This window comes from Streptomyces sp. NPDC001544, from assembly GCF_042894285.1.
GTDB lineage: Bacteria > Actinomycetota > Actinomycetes > Streptomycetales > Streptomycetaceae > Streptomyces.
Genome location: NZ_JBIAVN010000007.1, coordinates 211,299 through 226,414 on the forward strand (window position 1 = coordinate 211,299; position 15,116 = coordinate 226,414).

Consider the following 15,116-nt stretch of genomic DNA (forward strand, 5'->3'; position numbering starts at 1 on the left):
CTCGACGGTATACAGCACCTCGATTAACCTCAAATGCATGTAAAGCACGGCTAGGATTACTCCCATGCAATTGGATTTGAACCTGCTGGCCGCGCTCGACGCACTGCTGGAGGAGGGCAGCGTGGCCGGGGCGGCTGCACGCCTGCATGTCACCGCCCCAGCCATGAGCCGGAGTCTGGGCCGGATCAGGCGTACGACCGGGGACCAGATCCTGGTGCGCACCGGCCGCACGATGACCCCGACGCCGTACGCGATTGCCGTCCGCGAACAGGTCCACGAGCTGCTTCACCAGGTCCGAGGGGTGTTGGCACCGAGCCGTGAACTCGACCTGGTGACACTGGAGCGCACGTTCACCCTCCGCTGGCACGATTCCCTGGTCGCCTTGAGCGGCCCCGCGCTGCTCGCGGCCGTGCGTCAAGAGGCGCCGGGCGTGCGCCTGCGTTTCGTCGCCGAATCGAGCATCGACACACCGGAGTTGCGGCGTGGCGAGGTGGACCTGGAGGCGAACGCCAACCGCCCGAGCGCACCGGAGGTCCGCGCCGAGAAGGTGGGCGAGTCCAGCCTCGTCATCGTCGTCAGGCAGGGGCATCCCCTCACCCGCGGCGGGACCGTCACCGCCGGTCAGTACGCCGCCGCCGAGCACGTCACCGTCTCGCGGCGGGGGAACCTCGGCAATGCCATCGACGACGCCCTCGCGCGGCTCGGCCTCACCCGCCGCGTGGTGGCGACCGCGCCCACGGAAGCGGCCGCGCTGGAGTTCGCGCGCGGCTCCGATCTCCTGATCAGCGTCCCCGAAGCCACCACGCGCTCCGCGGTCGCCCACCTCGGCCTGGTCGCGCTCCCCCTGCCCGTCGAGCTACCGCTCGCACCCGTCTACCTGTCGTGGCATCAGCGCTACGACACCGATCACGCCCACGCCTGGTTGCGCGGGCTGGCGCGAACCGCGCTGGCCATGGGCGGAGCGTCGTCGTAGGCGGCGCCGTCCGGCCGCTTCACCGCGTCGGTCTGGCCGCCGCTGCGGCCGGAACGCGTAGGCGCCGTCGAGCATGGCGAGGTCAGGCGCCCTCCCCGGCGAACGGTGACATGGGGTGGGCGGCGTCCAGCAGCGTCACTCCGGGACGTCGAGCCGCCGTTCGGCGCGGGAGTTAGCGTGACGTCTCCCTGCCGATACCAGTCAGGAGTGGACGAGAGTCAACGCCTTGTCAACAACCGTCCCATCGATCCCGGTACAGCGGTAGGACTCGATCACTGCCCTTCGTGGTCATTCCGGTGGGTACCCGCAACCACTTCGCCATGGGTCTCGGCCCGACCGTGAGGGTCCTTCGGCCGCGCTGGAGGGTCTCACGGACGGCGTCGAGTTGTGCGTGGATCTGGGTGGGGTACGCAGGCGAGCGGGCGTTCGTCGACAACGTCTCGTTCGGTGCGTGTGCCGCCCGGGTGCAGGACCCGGCTTGTCGGGACGACAAGCCAGGCACGGCAGTGCGCATCCTCCCGGGGTTCCTGACCCGCCACGAGGGCTCGAAGCTGGCCCAGGGACCTCGCAACCCGTCACAGGAAGCGGCGTACGGGCACGACGGCGGTCTCGCGCAGCCGTTGCACGGCCGCGCGACGACGCCAGCGGCCCGGGTCGACCGGGGCGGCGCGAGTCAGGTCGTCGTCATAGTCGTGGTCGAGGGTGGCGGTGAACTCCTCGTCGAGGACGGCGAGCATGACTTCCTCGTCGTGGTCCATGGAACGCCGGTTGAAGTTGGTCGAGCCGATGAGCGAGGCGATCCCGTCCACCGTAACGATCTTGGCGTGCATCATGGTCGGCTGGTACTCGAAAATCCTCACACCGGCGTCGAGGAGACGGGCGTAGTGGCCCTGACCGGCCAGTCGGCAGGCCCGTTGGTCGGTGTGCGGGCCCGGAAGCAGGATCTCGACGTCCACTCCGCGCCGGGCGGTCGCGCACAGCAGGCCGACGAAGTAGGTGTCGGGCGCGAAATAGGCGGTGGCCAGGCGGAAGCGGCGCTCGGCGGACGTGAGCACGACGCGCAGCAGGGTCTGCATGTCCTGCCAGCCCAGGCTCGCGGAGCCGCGCACGACCTGGACGACGCTGGTGCCGTGCTGCTCGTGTTCGGCGAAGCGGTCGCGCTCGTCGTACAGGTCGTCGCAGCACTCCGCCCAGTTCTGCGCGAAGGCGGCGGCGACGCCGTCGACGGCGGGACCGCGCAGACGGACGTGGGTGTCGCGCCACTCACCCGGATGGCGGGCGTCGCCGCACCACTCCTCGGCGATGCCGACGCCGCCGGTGAAAGCAGTGTGCTCGTCCACGACGAGCGCCTTGCGATGGCAGCGGTGGTTCTGCTTCAGCGGCGACAGCCACAGTGGCCTGCGGAACCAGGCCACCTGCACCCCGGCGGCGCCCATCCGCTCCAGCAGCTCCCGCTCGATCTCCTTGGCCCCGAACCCGTCCAGCAGCAGTCGCACCCGCACGCCCGCGCGGGCCCGGTCGGCGAGGGCGCCGGCGAACTCGTGCGCGATCTCGCCCCGCCAGTAGACGAAGGTCATCATGTCGATGGTGTACCGGGCGCCCTTGATCGCCTCCAGCATGGCGGGGAATATCCGGTCCCCGTTGCGCAGCGGCACGAGCTCGTTTCCTTCGGTCGCGGCCACCCCGATCAGCCGCTCCAGGCGGCGTCTGAGCCGCTGGGAGCTCTCGGGCAGTACCGCGCTGCGCTCGGCGGCGGCCGTCATGCCGCATCCCCATGGCCTCGGTGCGTGGCGAGGGCTTGCTCCCCGGTGGGCCGGACCGGCCGCGGCGAGGCCGCCCCGCTCACGTCGAGGACATGGGCAGCGGACGGCGCGAGCACCGGCACGCCCCCGGCCTTGCCGATCACTCGCGTCGGCGGGAGCACCGGGCGGGCGCCGCCTTCGCCGACCGCGTCCGCGGCGGCCACCCTCACCTCGGGCGCGGAGAAGTGGTTCGTCCCGGCGCCGACCGCGCTCACGGCGGGGGCGCGCTCCACCGGGCCGACGGCCACCCTGATCAATTCGTCCACGTCTGGGGGCCCTTCCCTCGGCTCGCCGACCGTCGGCGAGGTCCCCGCGGGACACCGGCCGGCCGGAGTACGGGCGGTGCGGCTGTCGCCCGCCAGGGGCATTGAAGCAGAGGCCGAGGACGCGCCAGGACAGGGAGCCCCCGGCCTACGACGAGAGAACCAGACGCCGGTTCGGACGGAGGGGGGGACGGTGGACCCAGGATGCCGGCAACCGGCGGCTGAGCCACGGTGGCCCGGCTGGAAACACGGGGACGGCTCCCGCCCTGCGAACAGGAAGGGAGCCGTCCAGGTGTGTCCGGAGACGTTGGGCCTTCAACGGGTCGCGTGACGGTGTGCATGCCCGTTGCCGGTGACGAGGCGGTAGAGGGCGAGCAGGATGACGGAGCCGGCGATCGCGGCGATCCAGGTGGAGAGATCGAAGAACCCGTCGATGGAGTCGACACCGAAGATGACCTTACCGAGCCAGCCGCCGAGCAGACCGCCGACGATGCCGATGAGCATGGTGACGATGATGCCGCCCGGGTCCTTGCCCGGCATCAAAGCCTTGGCGATGGCGCCGGCGAGCAGGCCGATGATGATCCACGCGATGATGCCCATGATGCCTCTTCACTTCGTCAGATAAAGACTGTGTCAGCTCATCGTCTGCACCGATCACGCCCGAACAAACATCCTCCCCGAACCCGGCCGTGCCGGCTCCTGACCCCATCTCCCGCCGTCGACGCGGTCGCGACGTCAGGCGGCTAACGGCGCCGTAATGATCTTTCGGTCGGACACGCGGGTGCCGGCTTCTGGATGAGCGGCCCCCGTACGAACGCCGCCTGACGAAGGCGGGATGCGCTCGCAGCGATCTGGAATGCCGCTCTGACCAGGCAAAATGGGCAAAGTATGTGAGGGTGCACAGACTCGGGGAAGAAGGTGCGGCAACCGACGGGAGGTTGCTGTGAAGGGTGGAGATCTGGAACTGGGCGAGTTGCTGGCCGCTGCGGAAGCGGCCCCGCCCGGTGAGTCCGTCGAGGTGGTGGCACACGACCTGCAGAAGCGGTTCGGTGCCGAGGCCGTGTCCTTCCTGTTCGTCGACCTCATCGGCCAGCGACTGGTACGCCTCGCCGCGACCGGTGACAAGGCCGCCGACCCTGGCGAGCCGATCGACCTGCAGGGCAGCGTCTACGACCGCGTTCTGCAAAGTCAGCGCCAGAATGTGGAACCGGACGGCCAAGGCGGGCAACGCGTCATCACGCCCGTCACCAACCGCGGCGACTGCATCGGCGTGCTGGAGATGAGCCTGCAGTCCGCAGACGACACCGTGCTGCGCCAGGTCCGTCACGCGGCCCACGCGCTGGCCTACATCATCGTCACGGACCGCCGCTTCACCGATCTGTACCACCAGGGCCGGCGCACCACCGAGACCAGCCTGGCGGCGGAGATCCAGCACCAGTTGCTTCCCTCGGCCTCCTGCTGCGAGGCGGCCCAGTTCACTCTGGCCGCCGGACTGGTCCCGGCCGACGACATCGGTGGCGACACCTACGACTACACGCTGGACCGCGACGCTCTGCACCTGTCGATCACCGATGCCATGGGTCACGACACGGACTCCGCTCTCTTGGCCAGCTTGCTGGTCGGCGCGCTGCGGCGGGCACGTCGCAAAGGCTGTGACGCCCTCAAGCAGGCCCGCCACGCCCACGGGGCCCTGCTGAGCCACAGCCGCGGTCTGGCCACCGGACAGCTGCTGTGCGTCCACCTCGCAACGGGCCTGTGCGAACTGGTCAACGCCGGCCACCCCCGGCCCCTGCTGCTGCGTGACAACGTCGTCGAAGAGGTGGAACTCGCCGTCAACCTGCCCTTCGGGGTGGCGGCACCCACCACCTACCGCCTACAGGAACTCCTCCTGAGACCCGGGGACCGCCTGGTCCTGCTCACCGACGGAATGCAGGAACGCGGCGCCGCGGCCGTCGACCTGGCCTCGGTCATCCACGACACCCGCGCGCTGCACCCGCGAGAAGCCGTCCGGACCCTGACCGCCGCGGTGCTCGACGCCTGCCACGGCAACCTCAAGGACGACGCCACGGTCCTGATACTGGACTGGCACAGCAATCGCAGCCGTCCGGCCGGACCGAGCCCCGACCCCGCAGCAACGACGGCCTACTCCTGAGCCCCTACTGGGGCCGGGGCATGCTCGGCGGTGGGGTGGCAGGGGAGGAGAACGGCGATATGTGGCGCGAGTCCGCCGTCGTGGACCTCGCAGCCGATCCGGTCGCTCTCGGCCCGGATCCGCAGCGTGGCCGAGCCGGCGCCGAGGACGACGCTGTTGGTGGTCAGCTCGGCCACCGTGCTCAGGAGTCGAGACTGATTTCGGCCCAAACCGGGCAACGGAATTCGGCGCGGTCCCTAACCGGCAGGAGGAACCAGTGGCCGGTCATGAGGTCTACGCCGCCAGCGCATTGTCGGCGGTAGCAGCGATCCTGCTCGCGCGATGGTGCCTGGCAGGCCGAAGCAGCAGCTCACACGCTGCCGCTGTGTCCCGCCTCCACCGTGGCCGAGACAGTTCTGACCGGAGCCGCTCTGGCGGCCACCGCCTACAACCGGGTACTGGGCAAGAAGATCGAGCTGGCGTCCTCCAGCGACCCGCAAGACACCGAAGAGGCCCGCGAGCACCCGGTCGACACCGAGAGGGCGCAGCGGCGGCTCGGCCTCCTGCAGTGGACGGTCCCCGCGCTGACAGGCGGCCTGCTCATCCTCAACGCGCTGCACGGAGAACAGCAGCGGCCCGATGAGCAGGCCCGGGGCATGTGGCAGCGTGCCATGAGCAGAACGCCCCACACGCCCTCCATGCCGCACATGCCACCGATGCCGGACTGGCGCTGGATGCAGCACTGACGCGACCGGTTCTCCCCGCTGGCGGCTGCCGCCCGGGAACCAGTGCGACAAAACGCCCCTGAAGGCGCACAGTGAAGGAAGTACTACCTCAACGGGAGGCAGCCGTGATCCTCCTCGGCATCATCTTGCTCGTCGTCGGTTTCGTCACCGGCATCTCCATTCTGTGGACCATCGGCATCATCCTCGCCGTCATCGGTGCCGTGCTGTGGATCATGGGCTCGCTTGGTCACGCAGTCGCCGGCCGCAGGCACTACTGGTGAGGACGCTGCCTCCTTGGCGTGCTCGAGGCGGCCGACTGCACGGCTCCGGTATGTCAGCTCTGCCCCATGACCTTGCGGACGGCGTCTTTCGTGCGGTCCATGAGTGCGGCCACCGGACCGAGGGCCACGTTGGCAGTGGCCGACTCGACACCGGGGTGGGGCCGGGTGGGAGCCATCGCCTCGGCGGCCTTGACGGCCTTGGCCATGGCCGCGAGGTTCGTGACATCGGTGCTGCGGCGGATGTGGGCGAACTCGTAGCGTTCCTCCGCCCTCGCGTGCTCCTGCACCTCGGTGCGCAGCTGCATCAGCCGGGGCATGAACTTGGGGTCGTCGGTGTCCATGTCGTCCAGGGCGGCGAGGGTCTCCTTGGCCGACTTCTCCTCGGCGAGACGGTCCTTGACGACTTGGTCGCCGCCCTCGACCGCCCGGCGGACGAAGGGGTGGACGACCTCCTCCTCGGCGGTCTCGTGCACGGCCAGGAGCCGTACGAGGCGGTGGAAGGCGTCCCGGCGTTCCTCACCCTGGCTCTGCTCGACCTCGTCGAACAGGTTGCGGATGTCGCCGTGCTGACGGATCAGCAGGCCCACCACGTCGATGTCGGGTGCCCGGTCGTCGCCGGCCTGAGGTGTTTGCAGTTCGGACATGTGCGGCGGCCTCACTTCTCGCGCTGGGCGGGGTCGGGGTGCTCGCCCTCGGTCTGCACGCGGTACTCGCGGCCGAACATCGCGTCGTGCTCGGCCATCACCCGGTCGCTCGGCGGGGCCTCGCCGCCGTGGATCTGCTCCTGCATCCTCTCGAACCGCTCGTGCGCCTCGCGCACGTGACCGGCGCCGAGGGTCGTGAGGTCCATCTGGGTGTCCAGCAGCTCGCGCAGGTACTGCTTGTTCGGCTCGAAGGTGAGCACGTTCGGCAGCTCCGGCGCCAGTACCTCCTGCGGCTCACGGCCGTCGTGGCGGCGCATCAGGTCGCAGGCCGTGTGCAGGTGCTCCAGCTCCATGTTCAGGTGCAGCTCCCAGATCGCCTTCACCTTCGGGTCGCTCTCCTGCTCCATGAAGGAGTAGTACAGATAGCACTCGTTGTACTCGTGGTTCACCAGCTGCTCCCACCACGTCTCGCCCGGGTCCACCAGGGACTCGTAGTGGGTGACGTGCTCCTCCTCGATCAGCCCGATCTCCTGGTACAGCTGGCGGGCGATCGGCTCCATGTAGGTGGGACCGGTGTTCATGTAGAAGTTCATCGTCTGCTGCTCCGCCGACATGATCGTCAGCGCGTGCAGCTTCGACAGCGGGTTGGTGGCGTCCTTGTCGTAGGGGTCGCGGACGTTGTCGACCGGATCGCGGTGGTGGTACCGGGTGGGCCGGCCCGGCATGACCTCGGTGAGGTTGTCGACGATCGACTCCGCCTTGCGGTGCTCGATCATCTCGTACAGATTGGCGTACCGGTACAGGTGGTCGAAGTCCTCCAGGACACCGAACTGGTACGCCTGCTTCAGGTAGGGGTCCGGCTCCATCCGCGCCACCCACGCGGTCAGGTCCACGGCGACCTGCTCGTAGGCGATCGTGGTCTCCAGCACCGACGAGACGCCCGGCAGCAGCCAGTTCACGACCTTCTGCTGCTGCGCCTCGATGTAGCGGGTCCGCGCCAGCTGCCGCTTGACCTCCGGGTCGGCCGTGTTCCGGGCGAGCTGGTGACTGAAGAGGATCGCCTCCACCTCGATGCCGTTCATCGTGATGATCCGGCACCGGGTGTAGGGATCGCAGCGGTCGGGGTCGATGGGCTGCACGTTCAGCTCCCGCCAGCTGCGCAGCTGCCGATCCAGCGGGATGCCCCGCTGTTCGAGTGGGTTGAAGGTCATGGGGGTGCCTCCTGGGGGGGCGGGCGACTCGTGCGCCGGCGGGTACCCCGCCCCGGACGACGAGCACAGGTCCGCCTTCGAGTCTCGCCGTCATCGCTGCTTTTCAGCCACCGCTTGCGCCCAAGCGGCGCGGGGTTCCCTCTACCGGGTCAGGTGAGATGACAACGTCGGTGAACCATGGCACGGCCGGAATCGGGTGCACAGTCGACGCCGACTGCCGCTGAGAGGTCCCCGTGCCGCCCCAGTCGATACGTGTGGACAAAGGTCCGACTCAGCCGCACGGAGTCACTCGCCGCAGGTGAACGCCCTCACACCCGCTCCGTCACGTTCGCCTCATCGCTGTCCGGTCGACCGTTAGGAGGCTGGGCGGGGCCAGTCAGGTCACCGGACCCACACCGAGCCCGCCACTCGGAAGCGGTCGCCCACCGCCTCCGGCCTGCATACGGCTGGCCGGCCCCCGCCGTCGGCGCAGTCCGCGCCCGTGCGTGTGCGGCGGCGGTTTCCGTGGCACTCGCCGGGTGCGGGCCGCCCGACCTCACGCGGCGGCCGACCAGATCGGGGCGGAACCCGAGGGGAGGACGGTGCCGAGGTGACCGAGAACAGAGCTCCCGCGGCATGCTCAGTCCCCTGAAACGCGGCAAGCGGTACGCCGTTGCCGCCTCCGGGCAGTGGACCGACGAGGAGGACGGTCGGCGCAGGCTGCCCGCCGGCGAGGTCCACGCCTGGGAGCCGGGCCGGAACGAGACCGTGTGCGGGCTGTCTCTGAGCCGTTCGCAACTCGTTCGCTTCCCACATGTCAGCTGGCCCGACACCTTCCCGGAATCCGGCGGTGCGGCCGACCGTGTGCAGCGGGTGTGCCGACGCTGCGGCTCCGTGGCCGGGCACCGCGGAGGCGACGCACGCCCACCATGGCATCGGGCCCACCCCCGACCATGAGCCCCGCCTCAGCTGCTGGGTGGGCGCAGGAAGGCCGATGTCGGTATCTCCGATGCCGGATGAGTGCCCGATGCCGCGTTCGTCAGCGCACCCGCACGCGCCGTCGTAATGCCCATGCCCAGCACACTCACCGTTCCAGTGACCTTCTCGTTGCCGTTGACCGCAGGAGGAGACCGTCCCGCGCGTGGACAACCCGGAACGCCTCGACAACGAGGCATCGTTCCCAGCGCTGTCCGGGGCCAGCCCCATCGAGCACTCATCAGGGCAGGAGCGATGTTGGCGGCTCACCGCGCGGGAGACAGCCAGGCCAACGCGGCGCTCCATCGGATCGTGTACGCGCGGCTCCGGTTCGTCCCCGCTGCCGGCGGCCTCGTCGGCGTTCAGCGCCACGACCCGCTGCACGCAGATGCCGGGCAGGTGCACGGCACCGGGGGCGAGTTCGCCCCAGCCCGACCAGTTCCTCGACCTCGGCAACGGTCACCCTGCCCGCCATGGCGGCCAGCGGGTTGAAGTTGGCGGCGGCCTTGCAAATGACAAGATTGCCGTGCCGGTCTCGTTCGTTATACCCCTGAGGTCGAGAGCTTCGATCCCCATCTAGACGAGCTGCTGGCGCAGATCATCGATTTCTGGGAGAAAAAGGGCCGTGAATCGCCGCGTACCGAGGGCACCGGGCGGGCCGTCCGCGGCGCGCACGCGAAGTCATTCGGCCTGGTCAAGGCAGAAGTCGAGATCTTGGCTGATGTGCCGGCGGCGTATGCGCAGGGCATCTATGCCAAGCCGGGCCGCCACGGCGCACTGATTCGCTTCTCCAGCACGTCCACCCACCTGGGCACGGACGCACAACTCGGACCCGGCCTTGGCTTCGCGATCAAAATATTCGATATCGACGGACCGAAACTCGTCGAAGACGAGCCGGACTCGACCACCTTCGACCTCGTCCTCAAAAATAATCCCATCTTCATCAGCAATACGGCGAAACACTACCTGTTCATCGAGGACATCGCGAACAACGCGCAGGATTATGTGACGCGCGGCAAGGCGGGTCTTCACGAGCTGCTGGCGGATGTGCTCACGGGCAAGGGTCAGCTGCAGCAGCAAGAGTGGGCATGGGACGAGGTATTCGCGATCGTGAGAGTGGCAACGCAGACGCATGTGCGCAATCCGCTGCTCACCACGTTCTGGAGCATGGGCGCGGTACGTCATGGGGACTACATCGCCAAGATACGTGTCGCGCCGGCCGCGGAGAGCGCCACGCACGTGATCCATCGTGATCTCGACCTCACGATTGGCCCGGACGTGTTTTATCCGACGCTGGCGGACGAGCTACAGGCGAGACCATTCGATTTCGATCTTCAGGTCCAGCTGTGCACGGACCTCACGGCGATGCCAGTGAACGTCCTGACCGTGGAATGGCCCGAAAAGTTGGAGTTTCTGCAGCAGGAGTGGATCAATAACGGCAACTTAATGGACCTGGGCGACGAACGCGATCCGAACGTCGGGCTGCAGGAGGACGGGGCGACGTTCACCATCCCGCAACATCCGGTCCGGCGCCGCATCCACGGCATCCAGACATTCAACGTGCTGCGCGGCGGCGAATACTTCTTCATGCCCTCCCTGTCCGCCTTGAGATGGATCGGAGACCTCCGCCAATCCAGCGGCCACGCTTGATGAAGGAGCCGAACCATCCTGAAAGCCGTCGCCACCCCCTGACGACCGCAAGCTTCACAAACCCCGAGTTGCACCGATCCGGGTCAGAACGCGCGGACCTGGCCCGCTGAGGACGGGAGGTGCCCGCGGTGGGCGAGGGTACGGCCGGCCCCGATGCCGGGAGCGGCGCTTCTGCTCGTGGCCTGACCATCAACAAGTTCGAGACCGATCCCAGGAGCAGGGCCACGAGCCACCACGACGGGCGGGCGAGCTTGATGCCATCTCTGAGACTTGGCGGACGCCGACAAGCTGCGGATGTGGCCCGCAGGGGCAGGGCGTAACGTGGGCCATATATCCGGACCGCGCCCGCTGGGCGTGAAGTCCCGCGTGCCCCGCACCCATTGCTCTGTAGCTGGGGGTGCGCTTGGACGAGCGGAGGACCTGCGATGGGTACAGTCACGACCGACGACGGCACCACGATCTTCTACAAGGACTGGGGTCCTCGGGATGGGGAGCCGATCGTCTTCCACCACGGGTGGCCGCTGAGCGCCGACGACTGGGACAACCAGATGTTGTTCTTCCTGGCGCAGGGCTACCGAGTCATCGCCCACGACCGCCGTGGCCACGGGCGCTCCACCCAGACCGCGACCGGCCACGATATGGACACCTACGCCGCGGACGTGACCGCCCTGACCGACGCACTCGACCTGCGGGGCGCCGTGCACATCGGCCACTCCACCGGCGGTGGCGAGGTCGCCCGCTACGTCGCCCGCGCTAAGCCCGGCCGTGTCTCAAAGGCGGTCCTGGTGGGCGCGGTGCCACCGCTGATGCTGAAGACGGAGGCCAACCCGGGCGGCCTGCCGATGGAGGTCTTCGACGGCTTCCGTGAGGGCGTTGCCGGCAACCGGGCTCAGTCGTTCATCGATATTCCCTCGGGGCCGTTCTACGGCTTCAACCGTCCCGGAGCGCAGGTGTCGCAGGGTTTGATCGACAACTGGTGGCGCCAGGGCATGATGGGCGCGGCGAACGCGCACTATGAGTGCGTTGCGGCGTTCTCCGAGACCGACTTCACCGAGGACTTGCAGCAGATCACGGTGCCCGTCCTCGTCGCGCACGGAACCGACGACCAGGTCGTCCCGTACGACGACTCGGCACCCCTGACGGTCAAGCTCCTGAAGAACGGGACCCTCAAGTCCTACGAGGGCTATCCGCACGGGATGCTGTCGACGCACCCGGAGGTTCTCAACCCGGACATCCTCGCGTTCATCCGTTCCTGACCCCGGCGGGCTGGCCTCAGCGTCCGGCCCGTTCCCTTGCGTACCCGTAGTTCGCATGGGGGAGCGCACCTGGTCCGGCGGACGTCCGGCCGTCTCGTTTCCGTCTCATTCAGCGACGGACACCACACGTTCAGGCAGGTCCGGTCCTCGCAATGAGCGCTCTGCTGATGGATCAGCGCGGTGCGAGAGCTGCTGTGGCCTTGGCCGCCAAGAGCTTGCCGCGCCGGCTCCGCACGCGGGCGGTAGTCACTTCGGCCACCGTTCCGGCCCCGGAGGTCGGGAGAACGCGCCCCGGTTGCGTCCTGGCCATGCGGGCCGCAGTCTGCCGACATGGACTACAGCCCGGAAGCAGGCATGCGGCCCATTCTGGTGACCGGCGCTGCGGGCAGCGTCGGAGCTGTCGGCAGAACGGTGGTCCAGGGGCTGCGGCGCCGGGGCCTCCAGGTCCGTGCTCTGGTGCGCCGGGATGACGACCGTGCCCAGGCGCTGCGCGCGACGGGCGCCGAGGTCGTGGTCGGAGATCTGACGTGTGCTCGTGATGTCGCCGACGCCCTCGACGGCTGCGGTCGGATGTATTTCGGCATGGCCGTGTCGGACCAGTACCTGCTGGCTGCCGTGACCACGGCGGCGGTCGCGCGCGCCTACGGAAGGCTGGAGGCGTTTGTGAACATGTCGCAGCTGACCGTCTCCGAGATGGACGCCACCAGCGGCTCCGAGTCGCACCAGCATCGACAGCAGTGGCTGGTCGAGCAGGTTCTCGACTGGTCAGGCCTGCCCGTGGTCCAGGTCAGGCCCACCGTCTTCATGGAGAACCCGCTCTTCCAGGCCGTGTTTTCCTCGATCGCCGCGGACGGCGTGATCAGGTGGCCCTTCGGCGAGGCGCGAACCTCCCCGATCGCGGCCGATGACGTTGCCGCGGTCGTCGAGGAGATCTTGGCCGATCCAGCCGGTCACATCGGCCGGACCTACGAGCTGACCGGCCCCCGATCAGAGGACGTCGCCGGCCTGGCCGCGGAGATCTCCGATGCTTTGCACCACACGGTCGGCTACACGGCCGTCCCGTTGCAGGAATGGCTGGACAACGATCTCGCAGCGCTGGAACTGCCGGCCCATGTACGTCAGCACATCTCCACCATGGCTCGCCTGCACCTGGACGGCCGCTATGACCGCCAGGCAGAAGGCATGGCAGAGGTCACCGGGCGGTCCGCCGGAGGAGTAGCCGACTTCGTCCGCAAGAACCCCGAGCTGTTCACTCGCTAACGCCGACAACCGCCCTGAGAAAAGCGAAGGACCCTGGGGGCCCGTAGTGCCACGCCTGTGGCACGACCTTCACCCCGACCGTGGGGTCACGTGGCAACCCGCGTGCGCCTCCAAGGAGGCCCTGATCGACGAGGCGGTCACCCACGCGTTCGGCGAACTGGCCGAGTTCCACGCCACCACACTCGAAGAGCACGAGGGTCGCCGTGTCGAGGCCCAGCAGGCCCTGATCGACGGGTACCTGTCCGTCCGGCACCGGGACAACCCCGCCTCGGGCTGCCCCGTCGCCGCGCTCGCCACCGACATGGCCCGGGACAGCGGCGACCACGGAGCGCACCGCGCCTACGCCGAAGGGGTACAGGACTTCACCCAGTGGCTCGCCACCGACGACGAGGACGGCATCGCCCGGCTGTGCACCATGCTCGGCGCCCTCCTCCTGGCCCGCGCCACCAAGAACTCCCCGCTGTCCGGGCAGGTGCTCTCCGCCGCCCGCGCCGCGCTGTCACCCACCCCGCAAGACCACGTGTCCGACATCCATGGCTGACTGTGAGGATGTCGGTGGTGCCGCCCGAGGCGGTCTGACCCGCCAACTGACCGACGCGCAGGATGGCAGTCGTCGGCACCAGCCGGACTGCGCTCGGATCGAACTCCTAAAGCGGGAGGCCGCCCCGGGAGCCCGAGTCCGTCAGGGCGGTGCGACGGTCAACGCCTTCTCGGTCCTGTTGTCGGCAAGCGCGGCGAGATACCGTTCTGCGTCGAGTGCGGCCTGGCAGCCACTGCAGCGGCCGTGATGGCCTGGCGGTAGGTGTGGTCGACGACATCGCCGGCGGTGAAGACGCCGGGGATGTTGGTGTGCGTGGAGGGCGAGGCGACCTTGATGTAGCCGTCGTCGTGCAACTCCAACTGGCCCTTGAACAGCTCCGTGCGCGGGTCGTGGCCGATGGCGATGAACAGGCCGGTTACGTCCAGGGCGCGGGTTTTGCCGGTGAAGACTTCACGCAGCACGACGCCGGCCAGCATGCCCTTCACTTCCTTGATCTCTGCGATCTCCGTGTCGTACGAGAAGGAGATCTTGTCGTCCGAGAATGCCCGGCTCTGCATGACCTGAGAGGCGCGCAGGGTGGAGCGGCGGTGGACGACGGTCACGGAGCGGGCGAAGCGGGTGAGGAAGGTGGCTTCCTCCATGGCGGTGTCGCCGCCGACGACCACGGCGATGTCGCGGTCGCGGACTCGAGGTCGCGGGCCAGAGATGCGGAGCGAGAACGCGGCCCTGCACCGGATCGTGCAGACCCGCCTGCGCCTCGACCCGCGCACCCAGGACTACTACGAACGCCCCAGGGGCAAAACCCGGCGCGAGATAGTCCGAAGCCTCAAGCGCTAGGCGGCCCGGGAGGTCTACCACCTGGTCAGACCTGCGCAGTCGCAACCCTCGTCATAGGGGCAGTCGTGAGACGTGAGAGGGTCTGAGGCGTGAGTGAGACACCGTCGAACACCCTGCAATACCGCTTTGACGGGCCGGAAGAGGCTCCCGTCCTGATCCTCGGTCCCTCACTGGGTACCACATGGCACAGGTTGTAGAAAGCGTCCAGGGGTGTCTACGGCAGTCCAGCGCGGGCAGGAAATTACAGGTCAGGGCGTTTTGGTCCGGGACGGTCTGCCCAGTTGGTGATTGCGGTGTGACACGAGAGTGATACGGCGAGGCCCGTCGTGGCGGGTTCTCTGCGCGGATCCGTGAGACGGCGAAGCCGCACCGGAGCACTCCGGTGCGGCTCCTGTGTCGAGATCGAACGCGCTGGATGCGCGCGATGCGGTCGGTGGCTCGTACGATCCGCATGCCTGTGACTCTCTCGGGTGTCTGATTTGCGATCGCACCCGCTCATCCGTCCGTAGGAGGGGTGCGGCCCCTCCCGGTGCGACCGGGTCAGTGAGTGCGGGAGGCCGGATCGGCTGGCTGGCCACCGGCAGCTGA

At 68.5% G+C, this 15,116-nt stretch carries 15 protein-coding genes and 4 pseudogenes; 11 read left to right on the plus strand and 8 right to left on the minus strand.

Annotation, left to right across the window (positions count from 1 at the left end; translation table 11 throughout):
* The first annotated feature begins 64 nt into the window (after positions 1-64).
* Complete coding sequence (locus ACFY0F_RS20305; protein WP_388795784.1) at positions 65-973, plus strand: LysR family transcriptional regulator; 909 nt, start codon at positions 65-67, stop codon at positions 971-973.
* 575 nt (positions 974-1,548) lie between these two features.
* Here the strand turns inward: ACFY0F_RS20305 and ACFY0F_RS20310 are convergent.
* From ACFY0F_RS20310 to ACFY0F_RS20320, 3 genes are all read right to left on the minus strand, one after another.
* A complete protein-coding gene (locus ACFY0F_RS20310) occupies positions 1,549-2,736 on the minus strand; it encodes a phosphatidylserine/phosphatidylglycerophosphate/cardiolipin synthase family protein (protein ID WP_388795787.1) in 1,188 nt (395 codons plus the stop codon).
* A complete protein-coding gene (locus ACFY0F_RS20315) occupies positions 2,733-3,041 on the minus strand; it encodes a hypothetical protein (RefSeq protein WP_388795790.1) in 309 nt (102 codons plus the stop codon). Before ACFY0F_RS20315 ends, ACFY0F_RS20310 begins: the two co-directional genes overlap by 4 nt.
* 312 nt (positions 3,042-3,353) lie before the next feature.
* Positions 3,354-3,638 (minus strand): GlsB/YeaQ/YmgE family stress response membrane protein, encoded by a 285-nt coding sequence (locus ACFY0F_RS20320; protein ID WP_388795793.1) that lies wholly within the window; start codon positions 3,636-3,638, stop codon positions 3,354-3,356.
* Positions 3,639-3,981: 343 nt separating this feature from the next.
* Between ACFY0F_RS20320 and ACFY0F_RS20325 the strand changes: the two genes are divergently transcribed.
* Entirely contained in the window at positions 3,982-5,190 is a 1,209-nt protein-coding gene (locus ACFY0F_RS20325; protein WP_388795796.1) for a PP2C family protein-serine/threonine phosphatase, read from the plus strand.
* On the opposite strand, the gene ACFY0F_RS20330 is transcribed toward ACFY0F_RS20325, so the two are convergent.
* Entirely contained in the window at positions 5,181-5,366 is a 186-nt protein-coding gene (locus ACFY0F_RS20330) for a hypothetical protein (protein WP_388795799.1), read from the minus strand. The genes ACFY0F_RS20325 and ACFY0F_RS20330 overlap by 10 nt on opposite strands.
* A 195-nt stretch (positions 5,367-5,561) precedes the next feature.
* Here ACFY0F_RS20330 and ACFY0F_RS20335 point away from each other — a divergent pair.
* Together ACFY0F_RS20335 and ACFY0F_RS20340 are read left to right on the plus strand one after the other, a co-directional pair.
* Positions 5,562-5,915, plus strand: a pseudogene (locus ACFY0F_RS20335) (hypothetical protein); the annotation flags it as partial.
* Positions 5,916-6,019: 104 nt separating this feature from the next.
* Entirely contained in the window at positions 6,020-6,175 is a 156-nt protein-coding gene (locus ACFY0F_RS20340) for a DUF6131 family protein (protein WP_388795802.1), read from the plus strand.
* A 53-nt stretch (positions 6,176-6,228) separates the two neighbouring features.
* Here the strand turns inward: ACFY0F_RS20340 and ACFY0F_RS20345 are convergent, their stop codons facing one another.
* Both ACFY0F_RS20345 and ACFY0F_RS20350 read right to left on the minus strand, forming a co-directional pair.
* Positions 6,229-6,819: a hemerythrin domain-containing protein gene (locus tag ACFY0F_RS20345; RefSeq protein ID WP_388795805.1), complete on the minus strand. Its 591-nt coding sequence runs from the start codon at positions 6,817-6,819 to the stop codon at positions 6,229-6,231.
* Between the two features lie 11 nt (positions 6,820-6,830).
* Positions 6,831-8,030 (minus strand): hypothetical protein, encoded by a 1,200-nt coding sequence (locus ACFY0F_RS20350; RefSeq protein WP_388795808.1) that lies wholly within the window; start codon positions 8,028-8,030, stop codon positions 6,831-6,833.
* Positions 8,031-8,657: 627 nt separating this feature from the next.
* Here ACFY0F_RS20350 and ACFY0F_RS20355 point away from each other — a divergent pair.
* Positions 8,658-8,966 carry a hypothetical protein gene (locus ACFY0F_RS20355; protein ID WP_388796248.1) on the plus strand — a complete coding sequence of 103 codons (309 nt, stop codon included), beginning with the start codon at positions 8,658-8,660 and terminating at the stop codon, positions 8,964-8,966.
* 363 nt (positions 8,967-9,329) lie between these two features.
* Here ACFY0F_RS20355 and ACFY0F_RS20360 read toward each other — a convergent pair.
* Positions 9,330-9,519: pseudogene (locus tag ACFY0F_RS20360) on the minus strand (CoA-transferase); the annotation flags it as partial.
* Between the two features lie 179 nt (positions 9,520-9,698).
* Between ACFY0F_RS20360 and ACFY0F_RS20365 the strand changes: the two are divergent.
* The 4 genes from ACFY0F_RS20365 (at position 9,699) to ACFY0F_RS20380 (ending at position 13,691) form a co-directional block, all read left to right on the plus strand.
* The gene (locus ACFY0F_RS20365; protein ID WP_388795811.1) at positions 9,699-10,634 is read left to right on the plus strand and encodes a hypothetical protein; all 936 of its coding nucleotides are present in this window, start codon (positions 9,699-9,701) and stop codon (positions 10,632-10,634) included.
* Positions 10,635-11,059: 425 nt separating this feature from the next.
* Positions 11,060-11,890 carry an alpha/beta fold hydrolase gene (locus ACFY0F_RS20370; protein ID WP_388795813.1) on the plus strand — a complete coding sequence of 277 codons (831 nt, stop codon included), beginning with the start codon at positions 11,060-11,062 and terminating at the stop codon, positions 11,888-11,890.
* A gap of 330 nt (positions 11,891-12,220) precedes the next feature.
* Positions 12,221-13,150: an NAD(P)H-binding protein gene (locus ACFY0F_RS20375; protein WP_388795816.1), complete on the plus strand. Its 930-nt coding sequence runs from the start codon at positions 12,221-12,223 to the stop codon at positions 13,148-13,150.
* A 46-nt stretch (positions 13,151-13,196) separates the two neighbouring features.
* Complete coding sequence (locus ACFY0F_RS20380; RefSeq protein ID WP_388795819.1) at positions 13,197-13,691, plus strand: TetR/AcrR family transcriptional regulator; 495 nt, start codon at positions 13,197-13,199, stop codon at positions 13,689-13,691.
* A 141-nt stretch (positions 13,692-13,832) separates the two neighbouring features.
* Here the strand turns inward: ACFY0F_RS20380 and ACFY0F_RS20385 are convergent.
* Positions 13,833-14,374 (minus strand): annotated as a pseudogene (locus ACFY0F_RS20385) (NAD(P)/FAD-dependent oxidoreductase); the annotation flags it as partial.
* Between the two features lie 22 nt (positions 14,375-14,396).
* Here ACFY0F_RS20385 and ACFY0F_RS20390 point away from each other — a divergent pair.
* Together ACFY0F_RS20390 and ACFY0F_RS20395 are read left to right on the plus strand one after the other, a co-directional pair.
* On the plus strand, positions 14,397-14,528 hold the full coding sequence (locus tag ACFY0F_RS20390) for a hypothetical protein (protein WP_388796264.1): 132 nt from the start codon (positions 14,397-14,399) through the stop codon (positions 14,526-14,528).
* An 89-nt stretch (positions 14,529-14,617) separates the two neighbouring features.
* Positions 14,618-14,716: pseudogene (locus tag ACFY0F_RS20395) on the plus strand (3-oxoadipate enol-lactone hydrolase); the annotation flags it as partial.
* Between the last annotated feature and the right edge of the window lie 400 nt (positions 14,717-15,116).

Excerpts from the sequence above, each read along its gene's own strand:
- ACFY0F_RS20375 (WP_388795816.1), top strand. The coding sequence starts at position 12,221 with ATGGACTACAGCCCGGAAGCAGGCATGCGGCCCATTCTGGTGACCGGC.
- ACFY0F_RS20305 (WP_388795784.1), top strand. The coding sequence starts at position 65 with ATGCAATTGGATTTGAACCTGCTGGCCGCGCTCGACGCACTGCTGGAG.
- ACFY0F_RS20345 (WP_388795805.1), bottom strand. The coding sequence starts at position 6,819 with ATGTCCGAACTGCAAACACCTCAGGCCGGCGACGACCGGGCACCCGAC.
- ACFY0F_RS20350 (WP_388795808.1), bottom strand. The coding sequence starts at position 8,030 with ATGACCTTCAACCCACTCGAACAGCGGGGCATCCCGCTGGATCGGCAG.
- ACFY0F_RS20320 (WP_388795793.1), bottom strand. The coding sequence starts at position 3,638 with ATGGGCATCATCGCGTGGATCATCATCGGCCTGCTCGCCGGCGCCATC.
- ACFY0F_RS20390 (WP_388796264.1), top strand. The coding sequence starts at position 14,397 with ATGCGGAGCGAGAACGCGGCCCTGCACCGGATCGTGCAGACCCGCCTG.
- ACFY0F_RS20310 (WP_388795787.1), bottom strand. The coding sequence starts at position 2,736 with ATGACGGCCGCCGCCGAGCGCAGCGCGGTACTGCCCGAGAGCTCCCAG.
- ACFY0F_RS20370 (WP_388795813.1), top strand. The coding sequence starts at position 11,060 with ATGGGTACAGTCACGACCGACGACGGCACCACGATCTTCTACAAGGAC.